This is a genomic window from Kribbella sp. NPDC048928, assembly GCF_043197975.1.
Lineage (GTDB): Bacteria > Actinomycetota > Actinomycetes > Propionibacteriales > Kribbellaceae > Kribbella.
This window is the reverse complement of sequence record NZ_JBICUC010000002.1, coordinates 189,528-215,165: the sequence shown is the minus strand read 5'-3', so window position 1 is coordinate 215,165 and position 25,638 is coordinate 189,528. Positions and strand designations below refer to the sequence as shown.

27 protein-coding genes are annotated in these 25,638 nt (G+C 68.7%); 16 read left to right on the top strand and 11 right to left on the bottom strand.

Translation table 11 applies throughout. The features are described from left to right. Positions 1 to 33: 33 nt before the first annotated feature. From ACGFI6_RS07780 to ACGFI6_RS07760, 5 genes are all read left to right on the top strand, one after another. Positions 34 to 594 carry a TlpA family protein disulfide reductase gene (locus ACGFI6_RS07780; RefSeq protein WP_393116095.1) on the top strand — a complete coding sequence of 187 codons (561 nt, stop codon included), beginning with the start codon at positions 34 to 36 and terminating at the stop codon, positions 592 to 594. Next, positions 591 to 1,346 carry an NUDIX hydrolase gene (locus tag ACGFI6_RS07775; RefSeq protein WP_393116093.1) on the top strand — a complete coding sequence of 252 codons (756 nt, stop codon included), beginning with the start codon at positions 591 to 593 and terminating at the stop codon, positions 1,344 to 1,346. Before ACGFI6_RS07780 ends, ACGFI6_RS07775 begins: the two co-directional genes overlap by 4 nt. Positions 1,347 to 1,514: 168 nt before the next feature. After that, the gene (locus ACGFI6_RS07770; RefSeq protein ID WP_393116091.1) at positions 1,515 to 2,687 is read left to right on the top strand and encodes a MarP family serine protease; all 1,173 of its coding nucleotides are present in this window, start codon (positions 1,515 to 1,517) and stop codon (positions 2,685 to 2,687) included. Positions 2,688 to 2,738: 51 nt separating this feature from the next. Next, positions 2,739 to 3,242, top strand: a complete 504-nt coding sequence (locus tag ACGFI6_RS07765) for a SigE family RNA polymerase sigma factor (RefSeq protein WP_393116089.1) — start codon at positions 2,739 to 2,741, stop codon at positions 3,240 to 3,242. Between the two features lies 1 nt (position 3,243). Beyond that, entirely contained in the window at positions 3,244 to 3,945 is a 702-nt protein-coding gene (locus ACGFI6_RS07760; RefSeq protein WP_393116087.1) for a hypothetical protein, read from the top strand. Here ACGFI6_RS07760 and ACGFI6_RS07755 read toward each other — a convergent pair whose 3' ends face one another. Genes ACGFI6_RS07755 through nhaA form a run of 3 tightly spaced genes read right to left on the bottom strand, consistent with a single transcriptional unit; the run spans position 3,946 to position 6,561 of the window. Continuing rightward, entirely contained in the window at positions 3,946 to 4,797 is an 852-nt protein-coding gene (locus ACGFI6_RS07755) for an alpha/beta fold hydrolase (protein WP_393116085.1), read from the bottom strand. Between the two features lie 50 nt (positions 4,798 to 4,847). Next, on the bottom strand, positions 4,848 to 5,297 hold the full coding sequence (locus tag ACGFI6_RS07750) for a phage holin family protein (RefSeq protein ID WP_393116083.1): 450 nt from the start codon (positions 5,295 to 5,297) through the stop codon (positions 4,848 to 4,850). Positions 5,298 to 5,346: 49 nt separating this feature from the next. Beyond that, entirely contained in the window at positions 5,347 to 6,561 is a 1,215-nt protein-coding gene (gene nhaA / locus ACGFI6_RS07745; RefSeq protein ID WP_393116081.1) for a Na+/H+ antiporter NhaA, read from the bottom strand. A gap of 261 nt (positions 6,562 to 6,822) precedes the next feature. On the opposite strand from nhaA, the gene ACGFI6_RS07740 reads away from it, so the two are divergent. Both ACGFI6_RS07740 and ACGFI6_RS07735 read left to right on the top strand, forming a co-directional pair. After that, the gene (locus ACGFI6_RS07740) at positions 6,823 to 7,269 is read left to right on the top strand and encodes a CBS domain-containing protein (RefSeq protein WP_393116079.1); all 447 of its coding nucleotides are present in this window, start codon (positions 6,823 to 6,825) and stop codon (positions 7,267 to 7,269) included. Between the two features lie 16 nt (positions 7,270 to 7,285). Then, a complete protein-coding gene (locus tag ACGFI6_RS07735; protein ID WP_393116077.1) occupies positions 7,286 to 8,575 on the top strand; it encodes an SLC13 family permease in 1,290 nt (429 codons plus the stop codon). On the opposite strand, the gene ACGFI6_RS07730 is transcribed toward ACGFI6_RS07735, so the two are convergent. Beyond that, entirely contained in the window at positions 8,557 to 9,228 is a 672-nt protein-coding gene (locus ACGFI6_RS07730; RefSeq protein WP_393116075.1) for a haloacid dehalogenase type II, read from the bottom strand. The two genes, ACGFI6_RS07735 and ACGFI6_RS07730, sit on opposite strands and share 19 nt — an antisense overlap. 51 nt (positions 9,229 to 9,279) lie before the next feature. Here ACGFI6_RS07730 and ACGFI6_RS07725 point away from each other — a divergent pair, with 51 nt between their 5' ends. Continuing rightward, complete coding sequence (locus ACGFI6_RS07725) at positions 9,280 to 9,861, top strand: TetR/AcrR family transcriptional regulator (protein ID WP_393116073.1); 582 nt, start codon at positions 9,280 to 9,282, stop codon at positions 9,859 to 9,861. On the opposite strand, the gene ACGFI6_RS07720 is transcribed toward ACGFI6_RS07725, so the two are convergent. Beyond that, entirely contained in the window at positions 9,858 to 10,814 is a 957-nt protein-coding gene (locus ACGFI6_RS07720; protein ID WP_393116071.1) for a glutathione S-transferase family protein, read from the bottom strand. The two genes, ACGFI6_RS07725 and ACGFI6_RS07720, sit on opposite strands and share 4 nt — an antisense overlap. 199 nt (positions 10,815 to 11,013) lie before the next feature. Between ACGFI6_RS07720 and ACGFI6_RS07715 the strand changes: the two genes are divergently transcribed. Beyond that, positions 11,014 to 11,772, top strand: coding sequence for a GntR family transcriptional regulator (locus tag ACGFI6_RS07715; protein ID WP_393116069.1), 759 nt, complete (start codon positions 11,014 to 11,016; stop codon positions 11,770 to 11,772). A gap of 8 nt (positions 11,773 to 11,780) precedes the next feature. On the opposite strand, the gene ACGFI6_RS07710 is transcribed toward ACGFI6_RS07715, so the two are convergent. Continuing rightward, positions 11,781 to 12,455 carry a sugar isomerase domain-containing protein gene (locus ACGFI6_RS07710; RefSeq protein ID WP_393116067.1) on the bottom strand — a complete coding sequence of 225 codons (675 nt, stop codon included), beginning with the start codon at positions 12,453 to 12,455 and terminating at the stop codon, positions 11,781 to 11,783. 211 nt (positions 12,456 to 12,666) lie between these two features. Here ACGFI6_RS07710 and ACGFI6_RS07705 point away from each other — a divergent pair, with 211 nt between their 5' ends. Beyond that, a complete protein-coding gene (locus ACGFI6_RS07705; RefSeq protein WP_393116065.1) occupies positions 12,667 to 13,104 on the top strand; it encodes a MarR family winged helix-turn-helix transcriptional regulator in 438 nt (145 codons plus the stop codon). An 81-nt stretch (positions 13,105 to 13,185) separates the two neighbouring features. Here ACGFI6_RS07705 and ACGFI6_RS07700 read toward each other — a convergent pair whose 3' ends face one another. Then, complete coding sequence (locus ACGFI6_RS07700) at positions 13,186 to 13,320, bottom strand: hypothetical protein (protein WP_393116064.1); 135 nt, start codon at positions 13,318 to 13,320, stop codon at positions 13,186 to 13,188. A gap of 250 nt (positions 13,321 to 13,570) precedes the next feature. On the opposite strand from ACGFI6_RS07700, the gene acs reads away from it, so the two are divergent. After that, a complete protein-coding gene (gene acs / locus ACGFI6_RS07695) occupies positions 13,571 to 15,505 on the top strand; it encodes an acetate--CoA ligase (RefSeq protein ID WP_393118076.1) in 1,935 nt (644 codons plus the stop codon). Positions 15,506 to 15,572: 67 nt separating this feature from the next. Here acs and ACGFI6_RS07690 read toward each other — a convergent pair whose 3' ends face one another. Together ACGFI6_RS07690 and ACGFI6_RS07685 are read right to left on the bottom strand one after the other, a co-directional pair. Beyond that, positions 15,573 to 15,731 carry a hypothetical protein gene (locus tag ACGFI6_RS07690; protein WP_393116062.1) on the bottom strand — a complete coding sequence of 53 codons (159 nt, stop codon included), beginning with the start codon at positions 15,729 to 15,731 and terminating at the stop codon, positions 15,573 to 15,575. A 230-nt stretch (positions 15,732 to 15,961) separates the two neighbouring features. Next, the gene (locus tag ACGFI6_RS07685; protein WP_393116060.1) at positions 15,962 to 16,459 is read right to left on the bottom strand and encodes a hypothetical protein; all 498 of its coding nucleotides are present in this window, start codon (positions 16,457 to 16,459) and stop codon (positions 15,962 to 15,964) included. Positions 16,460 to 16,506: 47 nt separating this feature from the next. Between ACGFI6_RS07685 and ACGFI6_RS07680 the strand changes: the two genes are divergently transcribed. Further along, positions 16,507 to 16,959, top strand: coding sequence for a hypothetical protein (locus ACGFI6_RS07680; RefSeq protein WP_393116058.1), 453 nt, complete (start codon positions 16,507 to 16,509; stop codon positions 16,957 to 16,959). Positions 16,960 to 17,033: 74 nt separating this feature from the next. On the opposite strand, the gene ACGFI6_RS07675 is transcribed toward ACGFI6_RS07680, so the two are convergent. Continuing rightward, entirely contained in the window at positions 17,034 to 18,035 is a 1,002-nt protein-coding gene (locus tag ACGFI6_RS07675; RefSeq protein ID WP_393116056.1) for a hypothetical protein, read from the bottom strand. A 161-nt stretch (positions 18,036 to 18,196) separates the two neighbouring features. Between ACGFI6_RS07675 and asnB the strand changes: the two genes are divergently transcribed. Both asnB and ACGFI6_RS07665 read left to right on the top strand, forming a co-directional pair. Then, positions 18,197 to 20,038 carry an asparagine synthase (glutamine-hydrolyzing) gene (gene asnB / locus ACGFI6_RS07670; RefSeq protein WP_393116054.1) on the top strand — a complete coding sequence of 614 codons (1,842 nt, stop codon included), beginning with the start codon at positions 18,197 to 18,199 and terminating at the stop codon, positions 20,036 to 20,038. Positions 20,039 to 20,091: 53 nt separating this feature from the next. Next, the gene (locus tag ACGFI6_RS07665) at positions 20,092 to 20,508 is read left to right on the top strand and encodes a MarR family winged helix-turn-helix transcriptional regulator (RefSeq protein WP_393116052.1); all 417 of its coding nucleotides are present in this window, start codon (positions 20,092 to 20,094) and stop codon (positions 20,506 to 20,508) included. A gap of 23 nt (positions 20,509 to 20,531) precedes the next feature. Here the strand turns inward: ACGFI6_RS07665 and ACGFI6_RS07660 are convergent, their stop codons facing one another. After that, complete coding sequence (locus ACGFI6_RS07660; RefSeq protein ID WP_393116050.1) at positions 20,532 to 21,473, bottom strand: superoxide dismutase; 942 nt, start codon at positions 21,471 to 21,473, stop codon at positions 20,532 to 20,534. A 98-nt stretch (positions 21,474 to 21,571) separates the two neighbouring features. Between ACGFI6_RS07660 and ACGFI6_RS07655 the strand changes: the two genes are divergently transcribed. Both ACGFI6_RS07655 and ACGFI6_RS07650 read left to right on the top strand, forming a co-directional pair. Further along, complete coding sequence (locus ACGFI6_RS07655) at positions 21,572 to 22,627, top strand: ArsR/SmtB family transcription factor (RefSeq protein WP_393116048.1); 1,056 nt, start codon at positions 21,572 to 21,574, stop codon at positions 22,625 to 22,627. Between the two features lie 56 nt (positions 22,628 to 22,683). Further along, positions 22,684 to 25,506 (top strand): DUF222 domain-containing protein, encoded by a 2,823-nt coding sequence (locus ACGFI6_RS07650; protein ID WP_393116046.1) that lies wholly within the window; start codon positions 22,684 to 22,686, stop codon positions 25,504 to 25,506. Positions 25,507 to 25,638 lie beyond the last annotated feature (132 nt).

The following is a 25,638-nucleotide window of genomic DNA, read 5'->3' as shown; positions in this document are numbered from 1 at the left end:
GGCGGGTGGGGGTCCCGGGTGTTGGGCGGTCTGGTGGCGGTCGTGGTTGGGCTGACGGCGGCCGGCTGTGGCGAGGAGTCGGCTGGTGGGGTGGGTACGCCCTCCGGCAGCGCGAGCGTGGTGCCAGGAGCCGAGCGGTTGGCTGCCTGCCCGGCGACGGTGTCGAAGCCGCCTGTCAGCAACGGGCTGCCCGAGCTGAGCCTGCCGTGCCTCGGGAACGGTCCCGATGTGCGGCTCGCGGATCTGCGCGGCCCGCTCGTGATCAACGTCTGGGCGCAGTGGTGCGGCCCCTGCCGCGAGGAGGCGCCGTACCTGGCGGCCCTCGCCAAGTCCGGCAAGGTGCCGATGCTGGGGATCGACTACGACGACCCGCGGCCTGAGCTCGCGGTCAAGTTCGCCGGCGCCGAGGGTCTGACGTACGCCCACGTCGTTGACCGGGACAAGGCGGTCCAGCGGTCGCTGAAGGTCGGTGGTCCGCCGCTGACCGCGTTCGTCGACGCGAACGGTACGGTCGCGTACGTGCACCACGGAGTACTGACGTCCCAGCAGCAGCTCAACCAGCTGGTCAAGGACAAGCTCGGGGTGACCCTGTGACCGGCCAGCAGATCCCCGCGTGGCTGCATCCGCTGGCGAAGGCCTCCGAGGACGTGGATCCGAACGAGCTGTCCCGGTTCCTGCCGCCGGACGACCCGTCCGTACGGAAGTCCGCCGTCCTGATCTTGCTTGCTGGCGGCAACGACGGACCCGAGGTACTGCTCACCGAGCGCGCCTGGACGCTGCGCAAGCACGCCGGTCAGATGGCGTTCCCGGGCGGCGGCGCCGACCCCGAGGACGGTACGGGTGACAGCGGACTGATCCGGACGGCGCTCCGCGAGGCCGAGGAGGAGACCGGTCTGGACCCGGCCGGCGTGGTCCCGTTCGCGATCTGGCCGGCGCTCTGGGTGCCGGTGAGCAACTTCGGCGTGTCGCCGGTGCTGGCCTGGTGGCGGGAGCCGTCGCCGGTCGCGGTTGTCGACCCGGCCGAGGTGGCGTCCGTGCACGAGGTCCCGCTGAGCGCGCTGGCCGACCCGGCGAACCGGATCAGCTGTCTGCACCCGAGCGGCTTCACCGGCCCGGCGTTCACCGTCGGTGACCTCTACATCTGGGGTTTCACCGCCGGTCTGCTCGACAAATTGCTGCTGCTCGGCGGTTGGTACCGCGACTGGGACCCCTCGAACGTCGTACCTTTACCCGACCGGCTGGTCGAGGCGGCCTGGCGAAGCGAGGGTCGCCGGTCCGAGGACGTACGCCGGATGACGGCGATCGAGCACGACCTCGGCCGAGCGCAGGGGCCGAGTGTCCCGTAAGCGATGTAGCTCGACGCTATCGGTGGTCAGGCACGCACCTCGCGGCACTTGCCCAGCGCCCACGATGCTCCGCATCGAGGCCACTGACCAAGCACCACGATGCACGCACCTGACCACCGCTATCGTTCAAGCTACATCGCATACGGGACACTGGCCGGAAGGTGTGGAGTGAGCAAGCTCGACTGGGCGTTGCTGATCGTCACCGCGCTGGTGGCGATCTCGGGGTACATCGAAGGCTTCGTGCTGGGCGCGTGCGCGACCGTCGGGCTGCTCGCCGGTGCGGCGCTCGGCGTCTGGGGCGTCCCGAAGGTCCTGGACAACTTCTCGCCGAGCGTGTCGGTGTCGTTCGCGGCGCTGGTGCTCGTCGTGGTGCTGGCCGCGATCGGGCGAACCCTCGGGGCGATGGTCGGCACCAGAGTGCGCAATCGTTTGTCCTGGAAGCCGATCCGCTTCCTGGACGCGCTCGGTGGCGCCGCGCTGGCGGCCGCGTCGGTGCTGATCGTCGCCTGGGTGCTCGGCGTCGCGGTGAGCGGCGCGCGGATCCCGAGCGTGACGTCGGCGGTCCGCGGTTCGCAGGTCCTGGCGAAGACCGACGAGGTCCTGCCGGCCAGCGCCGACCGGGCGCTGCAGTCGTTCAACGACGTCGTCAACACCGACCTGTTCCCGCGCTTCCTGGACCCGTTCGTGCCGGAGCGGATCCGCGAGACGCAGCCGCCGGACAGCGCGATCGCCCGCCAGCAGCCCGTCCGCGACGCGTACAGCCGGATCGCCAAGGTCACCGGGGTCGCGAGTTGCTCGCGCGGACTCGAGGGCAGCGGTTTCGTGTACGCCCCGCAGCGAGTGATGACGAACGCGCACGTGGTCGCGGGCGTCACCTCGCCGCAGGTCGAGGTGAACGGCCAGAAGCACGACGCGAAGGTCGTCGTGTTCGACCCGGAGACCGACATCGCGGTGCTGTACGTGAAGGACCTGAGGGCGACGCCGCTGCCGTTCGACCTGGCCGGCAAGGCGGATGCGTCGGCGGTCGTGCTCGGTTACCCGGAGAACGGCCCCTTCGACGCTGAGCCGGCGCGGATCCGCTCCGAGGAGCGCCTGCGCGGCCCCGACATCTACGGCGACAAGACCGTCACCCGCGACGCGTTCTCGATCTGGGCGTCCGTCCGCCCAGGCAACTCCGGCGGCCCGCTGCTGTCGAACAAGGGCACGGTGTACGGCGTGGTGTTCGCCGCCTCCGTTGAGGACAACCGCACCGGCTACGTGCTCACCGCCCAGCAAGTGGCCGCCGACGCCCGCACCGGCACGACCGCCACCCAAGAGGTCTCCACACAATCCTGTACGTGATGCAGCAGCCTGCCGTGGCCGCCGCGTTGACGTGGTGTGACGGTGCTGATGATGGGTGATCTAGAGCCGGCGCTCTCGTACGTCGATGTCGTGCGTACGACCGAGCGCCGGTTGCTGCGACTGGGCGTGATGCTGACCGGGAACGAACACACCGCGGAGGACCTGGTCCAGACCGTGCTGGCCCGCGCACACCGCAAGTGGGAGCGGATCAGCAGCGTCGAACGCCCGGAGGCCTACCTGCGGACGATGGTGGTCAACGAGTTCCTCAGCTGGCGCCGGCTGCTGAAGAACAGCGAAGTACTGCTGGCCGAGCCGATCGAGCTGGCGACCCACGACGACCTCGGCCTGCGGCAGGCGCAGCGGGACGCGACCTGGCGGTTGCTCGCCAAGCTGCCGCGCAAACAACGCGCCGTTCTGGTGCTGCGGTACTACGAGGACCTCCCGGACGCGGAGATCGCCGAACTGCTCGGCGTCGCGGCCTCGACCGTCCGATCGAACGCCACCCGCGCGCTGGCGACCCTGCGCGAACATCTGAGCGCCGAGGAGGCGAGCTGACATGCCCGATCCGACCGACGAAGAGCTCGGCACCTTGCTCCGGGAGACCTTCGCGGACCGCGAGGCCCTGGTCGGCCGCGCGGAACATCACGTGCCAACGGCAACAAAACACCGCCGGGTGCTGCCGGTACTGCTCGCAGCGGCAATGGTCCTGGTGGTGCTCGGCGGAGTCCTGTACGGCGTCCAGCGCCTGCACCCGGCCGACACCGCCCAACCGGCCGCCACCGTGACCGCGTCAGCCACCCCGACAGTCTCACCTGCCGTCTACAACACCAGGGACGCCGATATCTGGGGTCTGGCGATCGGATTGACGATCCGGAACTATGAGAACTTGCGGCCGGGTCCGAAAGCGATCGAACCCTTCGTGAAGGCCGTGCTGGTGGACAGCCCCAGTACTGGACCGGGGCGGGTACGTCCAGGGCAGCAGTTCTCGTCGAACCAGCGCGTGATCATCCAGTCCCATCTGATCCGGATCGTTCCCCTGACGATTCTCAGGGGGGCGCCGAACGTCGGCTGCTGGACGTACCCCAAGGCCGCCCTCCTCCAGGTCAGCGATGTGCTCGACCAGGGCGATCATCTGGAAGTCGACGTAGCGATGAAGCTCCCCAACACGTGTGTCGACACTGTCTCGGCCAGGTATCGGGTGGAGCCGAGGGGTGCGCATTGGGTCATCACGCAGAACCTGGGTCCGTGGAAGCGCTGATCAGCGGGTAGCGGCCAGCCAGTCCAGGAGCAGGGTGTTGAACACGGCCGGCGCTTCCTCGTGCGGGAAGTGGCCGGCCGTGGCGATGAGCTCGTGCCGCAGTGGTGCCGTGACCAGGCTTGGGGGAGTGGTCGCGGTGGGCGACACTGCGGAGTCCTGCGCTCCTTGGAGTTGCAGTACGGGTACGGCGACCGGTGTCCGCATCCGGGCCGAGTACTTCCGCCCGTCCGGTCGCAGGCGGGACCGAGCGAACCAGCGGTGGTACTCGAGTGCGCAGTGTGGTGCCGGCCAGACCTGGAGCGCCGCGCGGTACCGCCGGGACGCCTCCGCGTCCGGGAACGTTCCGCCCGGCGCGGCCCAGGCGCGCAGCAGGCGCTCGATGTGGATGCCGTCGTGGGCGAGCAGCCGGCGTTCGGGCAGGATCGGCAGCTGGAACCACGCCGTCCGCGTGACCGCCTTCGGCTGCCCGGAGCGGGTCAGCAGCAGCGGGTGCGGCGCGGACACCGCCGCCAGCCCACGGACCTGCCGCGGCGTCAGTACGGCGGCGGACCAGCCGATGAATCCGCCCCAGCCGTGTCCGACCACCACCGCGTCGGTCGCACCGAGCGAGCGGATCACGCCGGACACGTCAGCGGCCGCCGTGTACGGGTCGTAACCACGGGGCGTCTTGTCGCTGGCGCCGTACCCACGCAGGTCCATCGCGACCGCGCGGTACCCGGCCGCGGCGACCACCGGCAGCTGATGCCGCCACGCCCACCAGAACTCGGGAAAGCCGTGCAGGAACAGGACGAGTGGATCGTCCGCGGCGCCGCACTCAGCGACGTGGAACCGGGCCCCGTTGGCCGCGACCAATGAGTGCGACCAGGGGCCGTCGACCAGCAGGTCGACGACTCCTGCCGGGCTCAGCGTCGGACGCCCGGCTCGGGCAGCGCGTACGTCGTGTCCTCGTCGTCGCCCTTGCCGATCGCCTTCAGCGCCTCGACCGACTCCTTGGAGGTCTCGATCGTCCGCGTCGGGCCCTTCGCGCTCTTCAGCGCCCGCAACCCGATGAACACCAGGATCGCGCCGATCAGCAGGAAGGCACCGGCGACGATCAGGAACGCGATGGCCGGGTGCAGACCGGCCGCGGTCAGTCCGTACGCTGCGGCGATGCACAGCAGGATGACCGCGAGCAGCGCCAGGAACCCGGCCGCCGCGAACATCCCGGCTCCGGTCCCGGCCGCGATCGCGGTCTTCTTCAGCTCGGTCTTCGCGAGCTCGAGCTCACTGCGGACCAGGCTGGACAGGTCCTTGCTGGCGTTCGCGACCAGCTGACCGACCGTGGGCTCGTCCCCGTTCTGCCCCATCGACATCGCAACTCCTTCCAGTCCGTCCTCTGACACTACCGTCAGTGCCCGCCGGTCAATCGGCGTACGCGCGGTTCCGGCGAGCCAGAAGCAACGTGGCGAGCAGCGCGGCCACGACCGACGCGATCAGTACGGCCGCCTTGGCGCGCTCGACCTGGGCGGCGTCGGTCCCGAAAGCTAGCTGTGCGATCAGCAGGGCGACGGTGAAGCCGATCCCGGCCAGTACCGAGACCGCGCCGACGTCCCGCCAGGCCAGGTCCGAGTTCAGCTCGGCGCGGGTGAAGCGTGCGGTCAGCCAGGACCCGCCGAACACCCCGATCGCCTTCCCGAACACGAGCCCGGCCGCGACACCGATCGCCACCGGGTCGGTGAGCATCTGGCGTACGGCGCTGCCGCTCAGCGTCACGCCGGCGGCGAAGAGCGCGAAGAGCGGTACCGCGACGCCCGCGGACCACGGCCGCAGCCGGTGCTCGATCCGCTCCGCCGGGGCGTGTTGCTCGTCCGGATCCGCGACCACCCGGGTGACGAGGCCGAGCGCGACGCCGGCGATGGTGGCGTGGATCCCGGACTCGTGCATGAACCACCAGGCCGCGATCGCGATCGGGACGTAGAGCAGCGGCGTACGGACGCGGCGGCGCTGGAGGACGTACCAGACGGCGATCAGCGCGACGGCCACGAGCAGCGACAGCAGGTGGAAGCCGTGCGAGAAGAACACCGCGATGATCAGGATCGCGCCGAAGTCGTCGACCACCGCGAGCGTCAGCAGGAATGCCCGCAGCGCGCTCGGCAGCGACGAGCCGACGATCGCCAGGACCGCCAGCGCGAACGCGATGTCGGTTGCCGTCGGCACCGCCCAGCCGTGCGGCTTTCCGTCTGCGGCGATCAGGTTCGTGATCAGGTAGATGATTGCCGGAAGCACCATTCCGGCGAGCGCCGCGACCACGGGTACGACGGCTTCACTGAGCTTCGACAGGGTGCCGACGACCATTTCGCGCTTCAGCTCGACCCCGGCCAGGTAGAAGAACAGGGTCAGCGCACCGTCCGAGGCCCAGCCCTCGACCGTGAGCGGGCCGAGCTGGGCGTCGCGCAGGTGGTGATACCCGTCCTGCCAGGGCGAGTTCGCCCAGACCAGTGCGACCACAGCCGCCGCGAGCAGCAACAGCCCACCCGTCGTCTCGGCGCGCAGTGTGTCGGCAAGGAACGCGCGTTCGCGCCCGAGAATCCGGGGGAACGCGCGCTTCTTCGGCCGGATCCGGGGGTGCTGGCTCATGAGCGGCCCTTCATTTTGGGGTCGGTCGGACGGAGCCGACCAGACTTCCCGGCGCACCGCTGCCCATTCTACCGGTTGGTGTTTGCTCTGGGCAGCGTCTTTGCGGCAGGGTGGGGCGCGGTGCGCCGGGAAGTCTGGTCGGCAAACTCGTGCCCCCGCTGGGGTTCGAGCCGGTTTGTCGATCCCCGGGAGGTGCCGTGCCGCGTCAGAGTGCTGTGAGAGACCTCACCGCTCCCGTCGGACCCGGCGTACGCTCGCAGCGTGCACGGAGAGCAGATGGCCGAGGAGTTCCCGGTCGTGAGCCTGGACGACGACGCGCTGGAAGCGGTCCGGCTGCTGGCTACGCGACGCCTGCCGGGTCTGATCGTGACGCGGCCGGACGGCTCGCCGTACGCGGTGCTGCCCGCGTCGCAGGTGGTGCGGTTCCTGGTCCCGAGCTACGTCCAGGACGATCCGTCGCTGGCCCGGGTGATCGACGAGCCGCTGGCCGACCGGGTGGCGGACAAGCTGGACGGCCTGTCGGTCCGCAAGCTGCTGCCGGACGAACCGCGGGAGATCCCGGTCGTCGCGTACGACGACACGCTGCTCGAGATCGCCGCGATCATGGCTCGGCTGCGGTGCCCGTTGGTGGCTGTGGTCCGCGACCAGAAGATCATCGGCGCGATCACGGCGTCCCGCCTGCTGGAGCTGGCGGTCACCACGCACTGACCGCGGAGGCGGCCGCATGACGGTCGTCGCGGTAGCGGTCTTCGTCGTCGCGTACGTACTGATCGCGACCGAGTGGACCCACAAACTGCTCGCGACCCTCGGCGGCGCGGGCATTCTGCTGGCACTCGGCGTGACAGACTCCGAGCACGCCTTCTACTCGCCGGACACAGGAATCGACTGGGACGTCGTGTTCCTGCTGTTCGGGATGATGGTCATCGTCGGCGTGCTCCGGCGGACCGGCGTCTTCGAGTACGTCGCGATCTGGGCGGCCAAACGGGCCAAGGGATCGCCGCTGCGGGTGATGATCCTGCTGACGCTGATCACCGCGGTCGCCTCGGCGTTCCTGGACAACGTGACCACGGTGCTGCTGATCGCACCGGTCACGCTGCTGGTCTGCGACCGGCTCGGCATCGACCCGATCCCGTTCCTGATCGCCGAGGTGATGGCGTCGAACATCGGCGGCACCGCGACCCTGATCGGTGACCCGCCGAACATCATCATCGCGAGCCGCTCCGGCCTCACCTTCAACGACTTCATGATCCACCTGACTCCGCTGGTTGCGATCGAGTTGCTGGTGTTCACGCTCGTACTGCCGCGGCTGTTCAAGGGTTCCTTCGCGGTCGACCCCGATCGGGTCGACGACGTACTGCGGCTGAACGAGAAGGAGGCGATCCAGGACCGCGGCCTACTGCTCAAGTGCGGGGTGGTGCTTCTCCTGGTGTTCACCGGTTTCGTCGGCCACGCGGCGTTCCACGTCGCGCCGTCCGTGGTGGCACTGCTCGGTGCCGGCGTCCTGGTCCTGATCTCGAAGGTTCCGACCCGCGACTACATGGCCGCGGTCGAGTGGCAGACGCTGCTGTTCTTCGCGGGGCTGTTCGTGATGGTCGGTGCGCTGGTGAAGACCGGTGTCATCGAGCAGTTGGCCGGCTGGGTCGGGTCACTGACCGGCGGCCGTACGCTGTTGGCGACGATGCTCGTGCTGATCGTGTCCGCGCTGCTGTCCGGTGTCATCGACAACATTCCGTACGTCGCCACGATGAGCCCGGTGGTCCTCGACCTCACCCACGGCATCGCCGATCCGGCGCAGGCGCACGCGCTCTGGTGGGCGCTCGCGATCGGCGCCGACTTCGGCGGCAACGCCACCGCGATCGGCGCCAGCGCGAACGTCGTGGTGATCGGGCTGGCGCTCCGCGCGGGGCATCCGATCAGCTTCTGGACCTTTACCCGCAAGGGCCTCGTGATGACCGCGATCACGATCCTGGTCGCGGTTCCGTACCTCTGGCTGCGCTACTTCGCCTTCGCCTGAAGGGCTTCCGCAAGACCTTCGAAGTCTGGGGCGACGAGATCCGCGGCGAGGAACGACTCCGGGTACGGGGTGTTCCGCCGGTCGATGTAGGCGGTCTGCAGGCCGGCGCGACGGGCCCCGTCGATGTCCCACGGGTGCACCGCGGCGAGCATCATCCGGTCCACGGGCACCGCGCAGACCTCGGCCACGTACCGGTAGGCGTCGACGTGCGGCTTCCAGCGCTGCGGCGTCGCCACGTCGAGCCGGTGCTCGAGCAGCCCGAGGATGCCGCCGTCGCGGAACACGTTCTCGGACATTTCCGCCCGGCCGTTGGTCAGCGAGACGATCCGGAGGCCGGCGTCGCGGATCCTCTGCAGCCCCGGCGCGACGTCGGGGTGCAGCGGCAGCCGGGTGAATCCGGAAAGTACTTTCTGGACCGTTTCCGCGGTGGGCTCGATGCCGGCCGCGGCGAGCTGCGCCTCGAGGAGCTCGGCGGCCAGTTCGCCGAAGTTGGCATAGGCACCGGCGGCGGTCAGTGCCAGCCCGTCCCGCAGCGTCGCCGCGAACCAGGCCTCGAGGCTGTGCCGGGGCAGGCCGACCGCCTCGAACCCGTCCCGGAGCGGCTCCATGTCGGTCAGCGTCTCGTTGACGTCGAGCACCAGTACGTCGATCATCACGGCTCCCTCGCTATCTTGGATCGGTCGTTCCAAGATATGATGCTGAGCATGGCGGATGTCAAACATTTCGACGAGGCGGAGGCGCTGGCCGCCGTCGAGCAGCTGTTCTGGCGCCGCGGGAGTGCGGCGACCGGGATCCAGGACGTGGTCGCGGCCACCGGGCTGAGCCGGTCGAGCCTGTACAACGCGTTCGGCGGCAAGGACGAGCTGTACGCGGCGGCCGCCCGGCGGTACCTGGAGCACCGGTCCCGGCCGATGTTCGACCAGCTCGCCGCGGACGGCCGGGGGCTTGCGGCCGTCCGGACGTTCTTCGACAGACTGCTGCGGATGCGGCTGTCCGGTGAGTACGCCGGCTGGGGATGCATGATGTCAAACGCGAACGCCGAGACCCCGCCGGAGTCCGTGCGGGCAGTGCTGTCCGAGCATCACGCCGTACTCCGGAATTCGCTGGCCGCCGCCCTGAAGGTTGCTCAGGGCAACGGGGAGTTGCGGTCCGGGGTCGAGGTCGAGGATGCGGCGGAGTTGCTGACGTTGCTGGCGTACGCGATCAACCTGCGCTCGCGGTCCGGGGCAACCAGGGCGCAGCTCAAGGCCGCGGTGACCGCAGCGATGGCCGGGCTTGTGGCCTAGCTGGTCCAGACGCGCGGGTCGGGGCCCTTGGGGACGATGCCGGTCGGGTTGATGTTCTCGTGCGTCACGTAGTAGTGCCGCTTGATCTGGTCGAAGTCGACGGTCTCGCCGAAGCCGGGCAGTTGGTACAGGCGGCGCGCGTACGCCCAGAGGTTCGCGAACTCGGTCAGCTTCTGCCGGTTGCACTTGAAGTGGCCGTGGTACACCGCGTCGAAGCGGACGAGCGTGGTGAACAGCCTGACGTCCACCTCGCGGAGGCTGTCGCCGAGCAGATACGTACGGTCCTTCAGCCTGTCCTCGAGCACGTCGAGCCGCGCGAACAGGGTGTCGTACGCCGCCTCGTACGCCTCCTGGCTGGTCGCGAAGCCGCACCGGTAGACGCCGTTGTTGACGTCCTGGTAGATCTCCTCGATCAGCTGATCCATCTCGGCCTTGAGGGCACTGTCGTCCGGGATCAGCCGCGGCGCGTCCGTACGGTGGAAGTCGGTCCACTCCGTGGAGAGATCGAGCGTGATCTGCGGGTAGTCGTTCGTGACGACGTCAGCGGACAAGGTGTCGACGATCGCGGGCACCGTCACGCGGCCGTCGTACGACGGGTCGGTGCGCAGGTAGGCCTCGGAGAGGAACGCGATGCCCAGCACCGGGTCGCGGTCGTCCGGGTCGAGAGTGAACCGCCAGCCGCGTTCGTCGCGGACCGGGTCGACGATCGCGAGGCCGATCGCGTCCTCCAGGCCGAGTAGCCGGCGGACGATGACCGAGCGGTGCGCCCACGGGCACGCGAGGCTGACCACGAGCCGGTACCTGCCGGGCTCGACCGGCCAGCGACCCTGGTCGTCCGGACCCTCGCCGGGCGCGGACGTCGACTCCCGGCTGATCCGGCCGGTGAATCTGTTGCCCTGCCGCTTCCACTCACCGGTCGACGACGTCTCCTGTACGAACTGTGCCGGGGTCATAGCGTTAAAACTACCCCCGCTGGCAATTGCCTGAGGGTGTGGACGGTCACTGGCCGTTAGGTCCCGCCGGACGTTACAGTCGAGCTGACAAGGTGGTTCGGGACAGCATCGTCGCGGCCACCTGCGCGGTACGACACGCCGCGGCCCGCGTTCCCCGGCAACCGGTTTGCCGGGCAGAGTCCCAGGGATACTTGACCTCATGGCCCGCCCACGGAACAACCCCGGCGATCTCGCCGAGCTCCCCACCGAGCTCCGCACCGATCGCCCGAAGGGTGACCAGATCCGCGAGATTCTGGAGAACCTCACCCGCTCGCTGGCCGTCGGTACCGTGCTGCCGTCCGAGCGCGTCCTCGCCGAACGCTTCGGCGTGGCCCGGATGACCGTCCGGCAGGAGGTCGACCGCATCGTGGCCGAGGGCCTGGCCAACCGGCGCCCCGGCGGCGGCACCTTCGTCGCCGAGCCGCGCCCGTCCCGGATGCTCGCCTCGTCGTTCACCCAGGACATGGTGAACCGTGGCATCCAGCCTGGCGCCAAGGTCATCGAGCACCGCGTCGGTGCCGCCGACGAGCACCTCGCCCGCGAGCTCGAGGAGCCGATCGGTACGCCGGTCCTGCACCTGGTCCGGCTGCGTACCGCCGACGGCGACCCGATGGCGATCGAGCGCACCACGCTCTCCCTGCAGCGCTACCCGCGCCTGGACGAGATCGACTTCGCCGAGAAGTCCCTCTACACCGAGCTCTCCACCCGGTACGGCGTGACGCTCGGCATGGTCTCCGCCTCCATCGTCGCCGCCCCACCCGAGCCGGCCGACGCGAAGCTCCTCGAGATCGACAGCACCACCCCCTGCCTGATCATCACCTCGGCCCCCCGCACCGCCACCGACCAGGTCATCGAGTTCGGCATCTCCACCTACCGCTCAGACCGCTACGACATAACCGTCGCCTACCGAGCCACCTGAGACACGCCCTAGACGTTCAGGCTGCGGAGGACGTTGGGGGGTTGGCCTCGGTCCGTGAGGCGGGTTACTACCTCAACCGTCAGGGCCTGGAGGAGTAGGGCGCCGATCATGGTGGAGGTCGGGCCGGTGGGTTCGGGCGTACCGGGGACTGTGATGAGGGCGTCGCCGGGGACGCCACAGTTGTCCAGGACGACGTCGGCGGTTTCGAAGAGGCGTTGGCCGCCGGGGGCGCGGGAAGTGGTCGCGTTCGAGTGCGCCAGAGACGTCAGGGCGATCACCTGAACGCCGCGGGCACGGGCGCCCAGTGCGAACTCGACCGGTACGGCGTTGCGCCCGGAGTTGGAGGCGATCAGTAGGACGTCGCCGGACTCGAGCGGGTTGATCTCCAGCAGTACGTCCGCGAGGCCGGGGAGGCGTTCGAGGAGGGAGCTCTTCTGCAGGCCCTCGTGGAGCATCAGGCCGGGTTCGAGGATCGCCCGTACGTCGGCGAGCCCGCCGGCGCGTCCGTACAGCTCCTCGGCCAGCGCATGACTGTGCCCCGTACCGAACACCCAGAACGTCCGCCCGTCGGCCACCGCGTTCGCGACCAGCTCGGCCGCCACCCGGATCGCGCCCAGCTGCGTCTCGGCCGCCTGCTGCGCGATCGCCAACGCCTTCCCCAGGTACTCCTCAGCCCCAGCCATGCCCCGAACCTATCGTCCGTACGCCGACCGCCGCGAGCCCCCCGTCTAGACCACTACGCCGGGAACTCATTTGCTCACCGCAACCTCCCGCCCGGAGACGACCCGGAGTGGTGCTCCGAGTCACCTTCGAGCTCCTGAATGCCCAGGAATCGTAGGTGCTGCCAACGCTCCGATTCCGGCGACGAACCGTTGACGACCTAGACTGCGGCGGGTGGATGAGCAGACGCCGAGTGCCCTGACCCAAATGCCGAGCTGGTTGCTGACGCAGAGTGCGGCCCAGGCGCACCGGATCGTCACCGAGTCGTTCGCGACCGGTGGTGCGCGGGCGTACCACTTCCGCCTGCTCGCGACGCTGGTGGAGTTCGGCCCGGCCAGTCAGGCGGAGCTCGGGCGGCGCAGCTCGATCGACCGCAGCGATGTGGTTGCCGCGCTCAACGAGCTCGAGGCCGAGGGGTACGTCGAGCGCAGCCCGGACCCGGCCGACGGCCGCCGCAACATCATCACGATCACCACAGCCGGCAAGCGGCACCAGCGACGGCTGACGAACCTGGTCGGCAAGGCGCAGGAAGAGATCTTCGCGCCGCTGTCCGCGACCGACCGGACCCGCCTGACCACGATCCTCGGCAAACTCCTGGCGTACCACCAGTAGTAGAGGTCTGCTCAGCCCGCCGCGAGGCGGGCGGGACGCCGGGTCAGGCCGTTGGAACCTGAGCGGGGCAGCCGGAGGAAGTCAGGCTGCCGGGAGTTGGGCGCGGAGCGCTGCCTGGGTGCGGCGGACGCGGTGCTCGCGGGCGTGAACGCGACGCCGTGCGGCCCGGGAGATCTTGCGCTGTTCCTCGGCGACGATCGGCGACTGCGGCTGCATCGGGTTCACATCAACTCCGATGCACGGCCGGCCCGTTTGGTTCCGTACCGGCCAGAAATCCTCGTGCCGGGGGTTGTTCGGCGCGGAAATGGGGCGGCTGGGCGATACCGCGGTTCCGTGCGGCGCTGCGCGTTGGTAGAAAGGTAACCGGGCGCGCCGGGCGCGCCGAAGCCAGCGAGGAGGAGTCGTCGACGTGACGAATGCAGAGTCATCGCAGTCCGGAGCCCCGTCTGAGGCACTGTCGAACCTGATGCACGAGGAGCGCCGGTTCGAGCCGCCCGCCGATCTGGCCGCGAACGCGAACCTGAAGGCCGACGCGTACGAGCAGGCCGCGGCCGACTTCGACGGGTTCTGGGCGGAGCAGGCCAAGCGCCTGACCTGGGCGCAGGAGCCGACCGAGACGCTGGACTGGAGCAACCCGCCGTTCGCGAAGTGGTACGCCGACGGCAAGCTGAACGCCGCGTACAACTGTGTCGACCGGCACGTCGAGAACGGTCTCGGTGACAAGGTCGCGTACTACTTCGAGGGTGAGCCCGGTGACACCCGCGAGATCACCTACGCGCAGCTCAAGGACGAGGTCTCCAAGGCCGCGAACGCGCTGCTCGAGCTGAACGTGAAGGCCGGCGACATCGTCGCGATCTACATGCCGATGATTCCCGAGACCGTGGTCGCGATGCTCGCCTGCGCCCGGATCGGGGCCCCGCACACGGTGATCTTCGGCGGCTTCTCGTCCGAGGCGCTGAAGGACCGCATCCTGGACTGCGACGCGCGCGTCGTGATCACCTCGGACGGTGGCTACCGCCGCGGCGCACCGGCGGCGCTGAAGCCGGCCGTGGACGCCGCGCTCGAGGACTGCCCGGACGTACGCAACGTGCTCGTGGTGAAGCGCACCGGCCAGGAGACCGCGATGGCCGACGGCCGCGACCTCTGGTGGGAGGACTTCGTCGGCAAGCAGTCGGCCGAGCACACGCCGGAGGCGTTCGACGCCGAGCATCCGCTGTACGTGATGTACACCTCGGGCAGTACCGGCAAGCCGAAGGGCATCCTGCACACGACCGGCGGCTACCTGGTCGGTACGGCGTACACACAATGGGGTGTGTTCGACCTCAAGCCGGACACCGACGTCTACTGGACGGCCGCCGACATCGGGTGGGTCACCGGGCACAGCTACATCGTGTACGGCGCGCTGGCGAACGCGACCACCTCCGTGCTGTACGAAGGCACTCCGGACACCCCGCACCAGGGCCGCTGGTGGGAGATCGTCCAGAAGTACAAGGTCTCGATCCTGTACTGCGCCCCGACCGCGATCCGGACCTTCATGAAGTGGGGCTCGGACGTCCCGGCGAAGTTCGACCTGTCGACGCTGCGGGTGATCGGGTCGGTCGGCGAGCCGATCAACCCGGAGGCGTACGTCTGGTACCGCGAGCACATCGGCGGCAACAAGGCGCCGGTCGTCGACACCTGGTGGCAGACCGAGACCGGGATGCACATGATCTCGCCGCTGCCGGGCGTGACGGCGGGCAAGCCGGGCGCCGCGATGAAGGCGATCCCGGGTGTGTCGGTCGACGTCGTGGACGACGCGGGCAAGTCGGTGCCGGACGGATCGGGCGGCTACCTGGTCATCACGAAGCCGTGGCCGGCGATGCTGCGGACCCTGTGGGGCGACGACCAGCGGTTCGTCGACACGTACTGGTCGCGCTGGCCGGGTGTGTACTTCGCGGGTGACGGCGCGAAGAAGGACGAGGACGGCGACCTGTGGCTGCTCGGCCGCGTCGACGACGTGATGAACGTGTCCGGGCACCGGCTGTCGACGACCGAGATCGAGTCCGCGCTGGTCTCGCACCCGAAGGTCGCCGAGGCGGCGGTCGTCGGCGCGTCCGACCCGACCACCGGTCAGGCGATCGCCGCGTTCGTGATCCTGCGCTCGGAGGCCGGCGACGGCGGTCCGGACGTTGTGCAGGAGCTGCGCAACCACGTCGCCAAGGAGATCGGCCCGATCGCGAAGCCGCGCCAGATCATGGTCGTCTCGGAGCTCCCGAAGACCCGCTCCGGCAAGATCATGCGCCGCCTGCTCCGCGACGTCGCCGAGAACCGCGAGGTCGGCGACGTCACCACCCTCGCCGACTCCACCGTGATGGACCTGATCAAGTCCAACCTCGAATCCGGCAAATCCGACGAGGACTGATCCGTCTCGACAGCGAAACAACCCTCGGCCTGCAGTTCAGCAGGCCGGGGGTTGTTTTGCGCCGCGCTCAGTTGCAGGGCTTGACGTAGTAGATCGAGCGCGTCATGACATCGTCGATCAGAGTGTCGTACGACGGTGCGCCGGGGGTGTAGTAGATCGGCAAATGCGCGTTGTGCCGGAACATGTGCATCGTGCCGGCGAAGCGAGCACCGGTATAGACGCACATGTACTGGTAGGGGCACCGGTACAGCGATCCGCGAGTCGCTGACAGGCTACGGACGGACGACTCGCCCGGTACCGGAAAGACTGTCTTGCCGCCGTCCCATTCGCTTGTTCGGCGAAACGTACCGCTGGCTTCTGGTCTGCTTGAGCCGCTCCGCCGCCGGTCACCGCCACCACGGTCAGCGCTGCGGCTGCTCGCGGTGATTTCGGGGCGGCTCGAATTGAGTGCGTTGGTCAGAATGCCGGAAGGTTCTCCAGGGCAACTACTTCGGGTGGTGGGAACGGTGCAGACGGGCCGTTCGGGCCTTCTTCGGGGCCGCGGAGGTAGCGGTGTACGAAGTGCTGTGTGGCGGTGAGGGCATCGGCGCATTGGGCGGTCGTGATCTTTCCGGCGGTGAGGGCTTCGGCCAACTCCTCCAGGTCCAGGACCTGGTACCGGTTCAGCGCAGGTGGAAAGAGCAGGTCGACGTACATGTCATGCACCACCAGTCCGTCGGCGGTCTCGTCGATCTCCACCAGATCGACGTACCACCACCCCTCCACAGCCCCCTCGAACACGGCCGGCTTGGTCAGCTGCACCCGTTCACCAAGCAGCAGATAAGACCGATCCACGGTAGGCCGCCCAGCAACCTGGTACTGCGGCAGGATCTGCACGTCGTACGCAACAACATCTCCCACCTGCCGCCCGGCACACCACTGCCCACTCCGATGAAACACCCGAACGTCCTTCATGGCGTGAGGTTACAAGGGGTGGACCTCGGAGGTTCTACTGTCGGGGCGTGACCATCGCGACGACAGCGGTTCTGGCGATCGTGCATGCTGGGCTGGCGGCCGCTTGGGTGGGTGGGATGGCGTACTCGCTGTTCGTGGTGCAGCCGAAGCTGAAGAAGTACTTCGCGGCCGACCAGGACAGCCGTGAGGCGCTGACCACTGTGATTGCCTCCGGCAACCGGTGGAAGGTCGTCGGTCTGATCGGTGTGATCGCCCTCAGCGGCGTGATCCTGCTGCTGCTGAATCACGACCACTGGCAGCTCCACGCCGTCAAGGGCCTGCTGCTCCTGATCGCGACCGGCATCTTCTGGTACGTCTCCTGGCGCCACTGGCCGCAGCGCGTCTTCGCCACCGCAGCCGAGCTTCCCGTCCTGCAACGCCGGCTCATCCTGCTGGCGACCACGATGCTCGGACTGGCCGGAACAGCCTTCGCGCTAGGCGTACTCGCCGAGCACCTCTAGCGTCGCGTCAGCGGACACTGGTGTCCTGAGTCGGAGGTTCGACTCCGGACACCAGCGGCGTGATCGGTTCGGGGCTAGCTCGAGCATCCCGACCACAGCACCGCGCGCGACCAGCCGTAGTCACGGTCCCCGGCGGCGTCGTACTTCGAACCTCGCTCGAACAGGTGGTACGCGGTGTTGTACCCGACCGCGTCGATCAGGTACGACGTGCCGTCCGGCCGCTCGACCGCAGCCGTCCCCTCGTCGGTGGTGTAGGCGACGTCGCCCGAACCGTTCACCGAGTCGAGAATGTGCGGGAACGACGTGGGCGCCGGGTCGCCGAGGTGCCAACGGACGCCGGTGACGCTGCCGTCGCTGTTGGAGCGGACGCCTACGGTCCAGTCACCGGTGATGTGTGTCAGCGCGACACCCGCATCGCCCACCACCTTGCCGTTGCGGTCCCAACGCGTCCACACGATCCCGCGAGTGCCCGCCTCGGTCGAGAGTTCACCGATGACAACACCGTTGTCGTTGATGTCCGATGCGATCGCGGAATCGCCGGCGCGCAGGCGGATCGGCGTACTGCCGTGACCGGGCCAGACGATCACGACCGATCTACGAGCGGCGTTGTCGTACCCGTAGCCGACCACGTCGCCCCGCTCGTTCATCGCCCGGACGATGATGCTGCTCACGTCCTTCGGTTGCGGGAGATTCCGGAAGGTGCCGTTCGAGTACAGCCACGCCTGCGAGTCGCCGTACGGTCCGGTCGTACCGAGGACGGTGCCGTGACTGTTCACATCGATCAGCGACGTCTCCGCGGCCGACGACTGCTCAAGTACCTGCGGTTCACCGTCGGTCCAGAACAGCGGGATGTTCCGCGGTGAGTTCTGGATGAATCCGACCTGGTACCGGGCTGTCGGGTCGGAGGCGCCAAGACTGGCGAAGACCTCGGTCGGTGTACCTGCCGGCAACCGAAGCTCGGTGGCCACACAGGTCGACGTCGTGGCAGCTGTGGCCGGGGTGATCCCGGAGAGAACGGATACGGCCAGCGCCGAGGTGAACATCAGTACTGCCGTGCGTTTGATCGCTGTCTGCATCGAGGCTCCCAGGAGTGATGAACGGCTACGTCTTTGACTTCGATGCAGCGATGGCGCCAGTAGTTATCCGATGAGACGTTGCTCACGGAAACAAACCGTTGTGTTACTCACTGCGAGAAATACATTGGAATGGAATGTATCTCGGGAGAGGAGCGGACCGGATGTGTGGCATCACCGGATGGGTGGCGTACCGGCAGGACCTCGAGGCGGAGCGGGCGGTCGTCGATGCGATGACCGAGACGATGTCGTGCCGCGGACCGGATGCGAGAGGCACCTGGTACGCACGCCACGTCGCGCTCGGCCATCGCCGGCTCGCGGTCATCGACCTCCCCGGCGGCGAGCAGCCGATGAGCGTCGACGTCCCGCACGACGGCCGCACGGTCGCGCTCGGGATGGTCTACAGCGGTGAGGTCTACAACTACACCGAGCTGCGCGACGAGCTCCGCCGCCGCGGGCACACCTTCACGACCGACTCGGACACCGAGGTCGTATTGCAGGCGTACGCCGAATGGGGCACCGCGTTCGCCGAACGGCTGAACGGGATGTACGCACTCGCGATCTGGGACCCGCGGATCGAGACCCTGGTGATGGTCCGCGACCGGATGGGCATCAAGCCGTTCTTCTACTACCCGACCGCGGACGGTGTGCTGTTCGGCTCCGAGCCGAAGGCGATTCTCGAGAATCCCGCCGTACCGGCCGTGGTCGAGGTCGACGGACTGCGCGAGCTGCTGACCGTGTCGAAGACGCCAGGAGCCTCGCTCTGGGCCGGGATGCACGAGGTCGAGCCCGGCACCGTCGTCACGGTCGACCGCTCCGGCATTCGCAGCACCGTCTACTGGCGGCTCGAGACCAGGCAGCACACCGACGACCAGGAGACCTCGGTCGCCCATGTCCGCGAGTTGCTCGACGACATCACGCGCCGCCAGCTCGTCGCCGACGTACCGAAGTGTGTGCTGCTGTCCGGTGGCCTCGACTCCAGTGCGCTGACCGCGCTCGCGGCCGGCCAGCTCGCCGAGGAGGGGCGCAAGGTGCGCAGCTTCGCGGTCGACTTCGTCGGGCAGGAGGAGAACTTCCAGCCGGACGAGCTTCGCGGTACGCCGGACACCCCGTACGTGCACGACGTCGCGGATCTCGTCCAGTCGCAGCACTCGGACATCGTCCTGGACAACACGGCGCTGACCGATCCGGAGATCCGCCGGAAGGTGGTCCGCGCGAACGATGCGCCGCTCAGCGGCGACATCTTCGGGTCGCTCTATCTGTTGTTCTCCGCGATCCGGGAGCAGTCGACCGTCGCGCTGTCGGGCGAGTCGGCCGATGAGGTGTTCGGCGGATATCTGTGGTTCCACGACCCGGCGGTCCGGACGATGCCGATCTTCCCGTGGATCGGGTACATGCTCACCCGCCGGCCGCGTGATCGCGTTCAGGTGTTGCGGCAGGAGGTGCGCGAGCAGCTCGATCTCGCCGGTCACCTGCGCGACCGGTACAGCGAAGCCGTCAGTGAGGTCGAGCGCCTCGAAGGCGAGTCCGACGACGAGTGGGCGATGCGGAAGGTCTGCTACCTGCACCTGACCCGGATGGTGCGGATCCTGCTGGACCGCAAGGACCGGATGAGCATGGCGGTCGGGCTGGAGGTGCGCGTCCCGTTCTGCGACCACCGGCTCGTTGAATACGTATACAACACCCCGTGGTCGCTGAAGACGTTCGACGGGTATGAGAAGAGTCTGCTGCGCGCGGCGACCCAGGACGTGCTGCCGCGCTCGGTGGTGGATCGGCGCAAGTCGCCGTACCCGCAGACGCAGGATCCGGCGTACGTCCAGACCCTGGCCGGCCAGGTCCACGAGCTGCTCGCGCAGAACCACCAGGTGTTCGAGCTGGCCGACCGCGACGGCGTACGCCAGCTGGCCGACTCGGCCGACGCCACCGCACGCCGCCAGCTGGAACAGACGCTGTCCCTGGCAACCTGGATGGACCTCTACCAGCCGGACATCAAGCTGCAGCGATAAGACAAGTTTGGAGGACTGTGCCAGGATGGCGCTCCCCGACGGAGGTGATCACGATGGCGCAGGAAGCATTGCAGCTGCTGGTCAGCATGCACCGCATCGTCCGGCATCTGCGCCGGAACCGGACCACCGCGCAGCTGCACCCGACCCAGTTCCTGGCGTTGATGCTGATCGCCGACGAGCAGCCGATCCGGATCGGTGAGATCGCCGCCCGGGTCCCGTGCTCCCAGCCGACCGCGACCACCACGGTCGCGGCGCTGGAGGAGGCGGGACTCGTCCGGCGCGAGCCCGACCCGGTCGACGGCCGGGCGACCGCGGTCGTGCTGACCGAGGCCGGCGTCGCGACCGTCGAGGCCTCCGGCCGCTCGGCCGCCGACGAGCTCGCGAAGCTCCTCGACCGACTCGACGAGGCCGATCGCGCCCTCGTCCTGCAGGCCGGCGCAGTCCTCACCCGAGTCACCGACGACCTTTAGGGCGTGTCTCCTGATCCCACGCCCTAGTGCAAGCCCGGTACGACCGTGACCGTGTACGGCGGCGTGCCGGGTGCTACGTCGAGCTGACTGTTGACCCACAGCAGCCGATCGCGGTCGCGGGCGATGGTCGTCGGTGTCGCACCGGCCGCGCCCGGGCTCGAGTCCGCAAGCAGGGTCGCTGCGGTGAGATCGCGGTTCAGGATCGCCAGCCTGGTCACGTACTTCCCGCCACCGGCGTTGTAGACCGCGTACAACCGGCGCCCTTCGAGCAGGTAGCCGTCGCCGGACAGGACGCCGTTCGGGACGTCCAGAACGCTGACCTGCTTGGTCTGCAGGTCGATCCGGTACGTGACGTTCTGACCCTGCTCGCCGACCAGCAGAACTTTGCCGTCGGTGACGATACCGTTCAGGTAGTACGGCGTCGGCTGGATCTGGTCGCGGGTGATCCACGGCTCGAGCTTGCCGAGACCGTACCGGCTGAGCGGCGCGCGCCAGATCTGGTTGTGCGTCGAGTCGGTCACGTACACCGCGTCGCCGGCGATCGTGAAATCGTTCAGGAACGAGCCTTCCGTGGCCTGCTGTACGTCGAGCAGTCGGCCGCGTGCGTCGTACAGGAAGAGCTTGGACGTACTCGCTCCGGCGATCAGTACGCGGCCCCAACGATCCACGTGGACGCCGGTTGCCGACGTACGCCCGTCGCTGCCGGCTGGGAGGAACAGGCCGAGCCGGGACGAGTGCGTGCTGCCGCGGTATACCGCGCCGGTGCCGACGCTGGTCACATACATCATGCCGCCGCGCGTCACGGCGATGCCTTCGAGGGTGTCACCGGGCGTGGTGGAGACGACATACTCGGTCGGGCGGCGGACCTCGCTCGCGTTGGCGGTCATGATGGTTGCTGTCGTGGCGGTTGCGGTCGTGGTGGTTGCGCAGAGGATGAGGATGCTGAGCAGTGCCAGACGTTTCATCCGGCCAGGGTCAGAGGGTGAGCGCCGATGCCGCGACCGGATTCGGTCAGGGCCGAAGAGGTCTGTGCGGAAGGGCTCGCGGCGGCCACAATCGGGGGATGATCCGGGTCCACTTCACCGCGGCGGACCTCGGCCGGGTCACGTTCCCGGTCGAGCCGCATCCGCTGTGGGAGGCGACACTCGCCGCGCGGGCGCTGAGCGTGCGGCCGATCACGCCTGCAGTACGGCGATGGCGTCGTACTGCAGCGCCCCGCGTGCGGGAGTCGATGCGCCCGCTGTTCAAGCTGATCTCGCCCGGAGGGTTGTTCCCGGACTTCCTCACGCCCCAGGCGCCCGTGGTGCTCACGCCCGCGGCCTCCGCGGCCGGTCTGGGCCCGGCGGTCGAGGCGCTGATGAACACGCCTGCCGACGTCATCCGCGACGAGCTCGCACCGTGGTTGCCGCCGGAGATCGACCAGTACATGCGCGGGCTGCTGGCCGGACGCGCCGGGTCGCGCCGGGCGCTCGGGATCGCGGTCCGGGAGTTCCATCAGCAGGTACTCATGCCGACGTCAGGGGAGCTGCAGCGACGGTACGGCGCCGACCTGGGGATCCGGTCGCGCGCAGTCCTGCACGGCGGGATCGATGCACTGCTGTCGTCGTTGCATCCCGACGTCGAGTGGTCGAGCCCGGTACTGACGACGTACGGACCGGACGACAGGTGGGACGTGGACGTTCAAGACGCGGACGTTCGAGCCGTGGACGTTCAACTGGGCGGCCGGGGGCTGGAGCTGTACCCGTCGCCGCTGGTCACGAACTGCCTGACGATGGACGCGCCCGGCCGCCGTCCCGTTCTCATCTACCCGTGCGCCGACCTCCCGGACGTACTGGACCCCACCACCGCAGACGCCCTCGCAGACCTCCTCGGCCGCACACGCGCCGCCGTACTCCGATCGTTGGTCCACCCCGCGACCACAACCCAACTGTCCCGCCGCCTCGGAATCTCCCTGCCCTCCACCTCCGACCACACCCGCATCCTCCGAGCCGCCGGCCTCATCACCACCCACCGAACCCAAGGCACCGCCCTCCACACCCTGACCCCCACCGCCCACTCCCTCCTGACCGGAACCGAAGAGTGGTTGCCTACAGCAAAACGGGTGGGTCTCGACAGGTGATTTTGGATCTGTGGATAACTGGATCCCTTGTAAATAAGGGGTTCTGGCTTTGAAAAGTGTCGTTGGGGGTGTCTAGAGTTCGGGGTATGGAACTTCTGGACGAGCGGGCGCCTGAGATGATGAGCGACGAGGAGCTCGTGCGCGCCATCGACCAGGAAGACCTCGCCCTCGCCCAGCACGAGACCCGCCGCCTGCGCCTGATCGCCGACCTGGACCAACGCGGCTATGCCGAACGCGTCGGTGCCCGCGACACGATCCAGTTCATCGAGTACCGCTACCGCCTGGACCACCACCGAGCCCGCCGCGACGTCCTGCTGGCCCGCGCCCTCCCCAAATACCCCCTCATCTCAGCCGCCCTCCCGAACCGCCCCACCAGCGCCGACCCCACCGCCGAGGGCGCCAGCGCCGACCCCACCGACGAGGGCGGCGACCCGACCGCCAGCGGCGACGGTGCCGAGCCCGCCGCTGAGGCCAGTGCGGGCGTCGATGGTGCTGACTCCGCGTCCGGTTCCAGCGACTCCGCGGACCGGCCCGACGGCAGCGGATCGGACGGTGGATCGGACGGCAGCGGCTCGGCCGGTGGCTCGGGCGGTGGTGGTGTGCCGGGCCTGCGGTTCCGTCCCGCGCAGGCCGAGGCGATCGTCTTCCCGCTGGAGAAGCTCCCGTCCACGGTCCCGGTCGAGGACCTCGAGGTCGCCGAACGCGAATTGCTCCGCCTGGCCCGCCACCTTGCGCCGTCCGACCTGCGCAAGTCCGCGCAAGAGGCCTGCAACATCCTTGACACCGACGGCCCCGAACCGGCCGAGGAGAAGGCCGCCGCCCGCGAGTCCCTCACCCTGACCAACGCTGACCACGGCGTGAAGTTCAAGGGCTATCTCGCCAACGACAACGCCGAACTCCTCCGCACCCTGATCACCGCTGGAGCCCGCCCCCACAAAACCCTCGACGGCGACCTAGACCCGCGCCCCCGCGAAAAGCGCCAAGCCGACGCGTTGTCAACCACCCTCACCCTCGCCGCCACCGCCCTGGACGCCGGCACCCCCAGCCCCACCATCCCCCGCCCCACTACCCCCAACCCGACCACCCCCAACCCGACCACCTCCAACCCGACCACCTCCAACCCGACCACCTCCAACCCGACCACCTCCAACCCGACCACCTCCAACCCGACCCCGCCGAACCCGACTGCACCGAACCCGACTGCACCGAACCCGACTGCACCGAACCCGACTGCACTGAGCCCGGCCGCGCCGGACCCAGGCGCGTCGGACCCGACCGCGTCGAGCCACATCGCGTCGAACCTGGCTGCGCCTGGCCCCACCGCGCCGCTGCCGTTCGCGTCGGGCCGGGTCTGGTCGGGTGGTGTTGCGGCGGGTCTGGGTGGGTTGGGTGGTGTCGGCGTGGGTGGTTTGGGGAAGGGGCAGGGGTGTGGTGTTGCTGGTGATGTGGTGCCTGGGTTCGGGGCGAAGGCGAACCTGACGGTGACGATTGACCTGGAAGACCTCAAGGCCGCGACCGCGGACGCGATTGGTGACACCGTCTACGGCAACGGGCTGTCAGCCGCGACGATCAGACGCCTGGCGTGCGACGCCAACGTCATCCCCATCGTGCTCGGCTCGAACTCCGAACCCCTCGATGTGGGCCGCCGAGAACGCCTGGTCACCCGGGCGATGCGCCGTGCCCTGAACACCCGCGACCGAGGCTGCGTCGTCTGCGGAGCCCCGCCCGTGATGTGCGATGCCCATCACCTGATCTCCTGGGTCGACGGAGGCGAGACCAAACTCAACAACCTCGCCCTGCTCTGCCGCAGACACCACGCAGACCTCCACAACGGCCACTGGACCATCACCATCACCAACGGCACAGTCCACGTCACCCGCCCGCACTGGGCCGACCCACCACCCCACGCCGATCTGCCACAAACACCAGCATCACCTGCCAGCAGACCCCACCCACCTCACGACTCCTACGAGGATGATTCACGCGCACACGATTCACGCGCACACGATTCACGCGCACACGACTCAGGCGTGCGGGACTCAGGCGTGCGGGACTCACGCGTAGACGACTCAGGCGTGCGGGACTCACGCGTGCGGGACTCACGCGTAGACGACTCAGGCGTGCAGGACTCACGCGTGCAGGTGTCACACCCGTACGAACCCGGCGTACACGACCCACGTTCGACGGTGGGACGTCTGGCGGACGCTGACCTGTTGGACTCTCCTCCGGGCGAGCGCCGACTAGGTGGGCTGCCCCCGGACGAGCCGCCTCCGGACGGGCGCCGATCAGATGAGCCGCCTTCGGATGGACCGCCTTCGGATGGACCGCCTTCGGATGGGCGCCGATCGGATGGACCGCCTTCGGATGGATCGTCTTCGGGTGGGCGCCGATCGGTTGCGCTCTGGCGGGGCGATGCGGGCTCGCGTGAGGTGTCGGCGGGTGCTACTCAGCAACCGGAGGCGCCATCACGGCAAGCTACGTCGGCGCAGGTGTCGCCGGAGGGTCTCGTCGAGGGCGCGGAGGCTACGGAGTTCTGGGCTGGGCGTCTAGGACGTGTGGACGATCTGTGGCCGGTGGTTGATCGACGCTGGCTGTTGGACACTGCGCTGGGACGAAAGGTGATGAGGCGGCTGCGCGAGGAGAACCAACGAGAGGAATTCACCGAGGCGGAGTTGCAAGCAGCAATCGCCGCAGAAGTCTGGGGCGAGGCAACCAAACCGCCCGGCCCGCGCACGGTACGCGCTGTTGCCCGCGATCATCCGAGCGACGCCGTCGGCCCAACAGCTGAACCGCCATCGAATGCACTCCGTTCAGCTCGAAGCCCTGCAGTAGATCCACATGATCATCCAGACCAAGGCTCGGCCGGTCGCGTCGCCTAGGTGCCTCCTGCACCCCGGCGTCCGGCTGCTACCTCCGACCAAGGCTCGGCCGGTCGCGTCGCCTAGGTGCCTCCTGCACCCCGGCGTCCGGCTGCTACCTCCGACCAAGGCTCGGCCGGTCGCGTCGCCTAG

Coding starts and splice junctions, on each gene's coding strand:
- ACGFI6_RS07765 (WP_393116089.1), top strand. CDS start 2,739: ATGGGTGATCTAGAGCCGGCGCTCTCGTACGTCGATGTCGTGCGTACG.
- ACGFI6_RS07760 (WP_393116087.1), top strand. CDS start 3,244: ATGCCCGATCCGACCGACGAAGAGCTCGGCACCTTGCTCCGGGAGACC.
- ACGFI6_RS07750 (WP_393116083.1), bottom strand. CDS start 5,297: ATGTCGATGGGGCAGAACGGGGACGAGCCCACGGTCGGTCAGCTGGTC.
- nhaA (WP_393116081.1), bottom strand. CDS start 6,561: ATGAGCCAGCACCCCCGGATCCGGCCGAAGAAGCGCGCGTTCCCCCGG.
- ACGFI6_RS07735 (WP_393116077.1), top strand. CDS start 7,286: ATGACGGTCGTCGCGGTAGCGGTCTTCGTCGTCGCGTACGTACTGATC.
- ACGFI6_RS07730 (WP_393116075.1), bottom strand. CDS start 9,228: ATGATCGACGTACTGGTGCTCGACGTCAACGAGACGCTGACCGACATG.
- ACGFI6_RS07725 (WP_393116073.1), top strand. CDS start 9,280: ATGGCGGATGTCAAACATTTCGACGAGGCGGAGGCGCTGGCCGCCGTC.
- ACGFI6_RS07720 (WP_393116071.1), bottom strand. CDS start 10,814: ATGACCCCGGCACAGTTCGTACAGGAGACGTCGTCGACCGGTGAGTGG.
- ACGFI6_RS07715 (WP_393116069.1), top strand. CDS start 11,014: ATGGCCCGCCCACGGAACAACCCCGGCGATCTCGCCGAGCTCCCCACC.
- ACGFI6_RS07710 (WP_393116067.1), bottom strand. CDS start 12,455: ATGGCTGGGGCTGAGGAGTACCTGGGGAAGGCGTTGGCGATCGCGCAG.
- ACGFI6_RS07700 (WP_393116064.1), bottom strand. CDS start 13,320: ATGCAGCCGCAGTCGCCGATCGTCGCCGAGGAACAGCGCAAGATCTCC.
- acs (WP_393118076.1), top strand. CDS start 13,571: ATGCACGAGGAGCGCCGGTTCGAGCCGCCCGCCGATCTGGCCGCGAAC.
- ACGFI6_RS07690 (WP_393116062.1), bottom strand. CDS start 15,731: ATGTGCGTCTATACCGGTGCTCGCTTCGCCGGCACGATGCACATGTTC.
- ACGFI6_RS07685 (WP_393116060.1), bottom strand. CDS start 16,459: ATGAAGGACGTTCGGGTGTTTCATCGGAGTGGGCAGTGGTGTGCCGGG.
- ACGFI6_RS07675 (WP_393116056.1), bottom strand. CDS start 18,035: ATGCAGACAGCGATCAAACGCACGGCAGTACTGATGTTCACCTCGGCG.
- asnB (WP_393116054.1), top strand. CDS start 18,197: ATGTGTGGCATCACCGGATGGGTGGCGTACCGGCAGGACCTCGAGGCG.
- ACGFI6_RS07665 (WP_393116052.1), top strand. CDS start 20,092: ATGGCGCAGGAAGCATTGCAGCTGCTGGTCAGCATGCACCGCATCGTC.
- ACGFI6_RS07660 (WP_393116050.1), bottom strand. CDS start 21,473: ATGAAACGTCTGGCACTGCTCAGCATCCTCATCCTCTGCGCAACCACC.
- ACGFI6_RS07655 (WP_393116048.1), top strand. CDS start 21,572: ATGATCCGGGTCCACTTCACCGCGGCGGACCTCGGCCGGGTCACGTTC.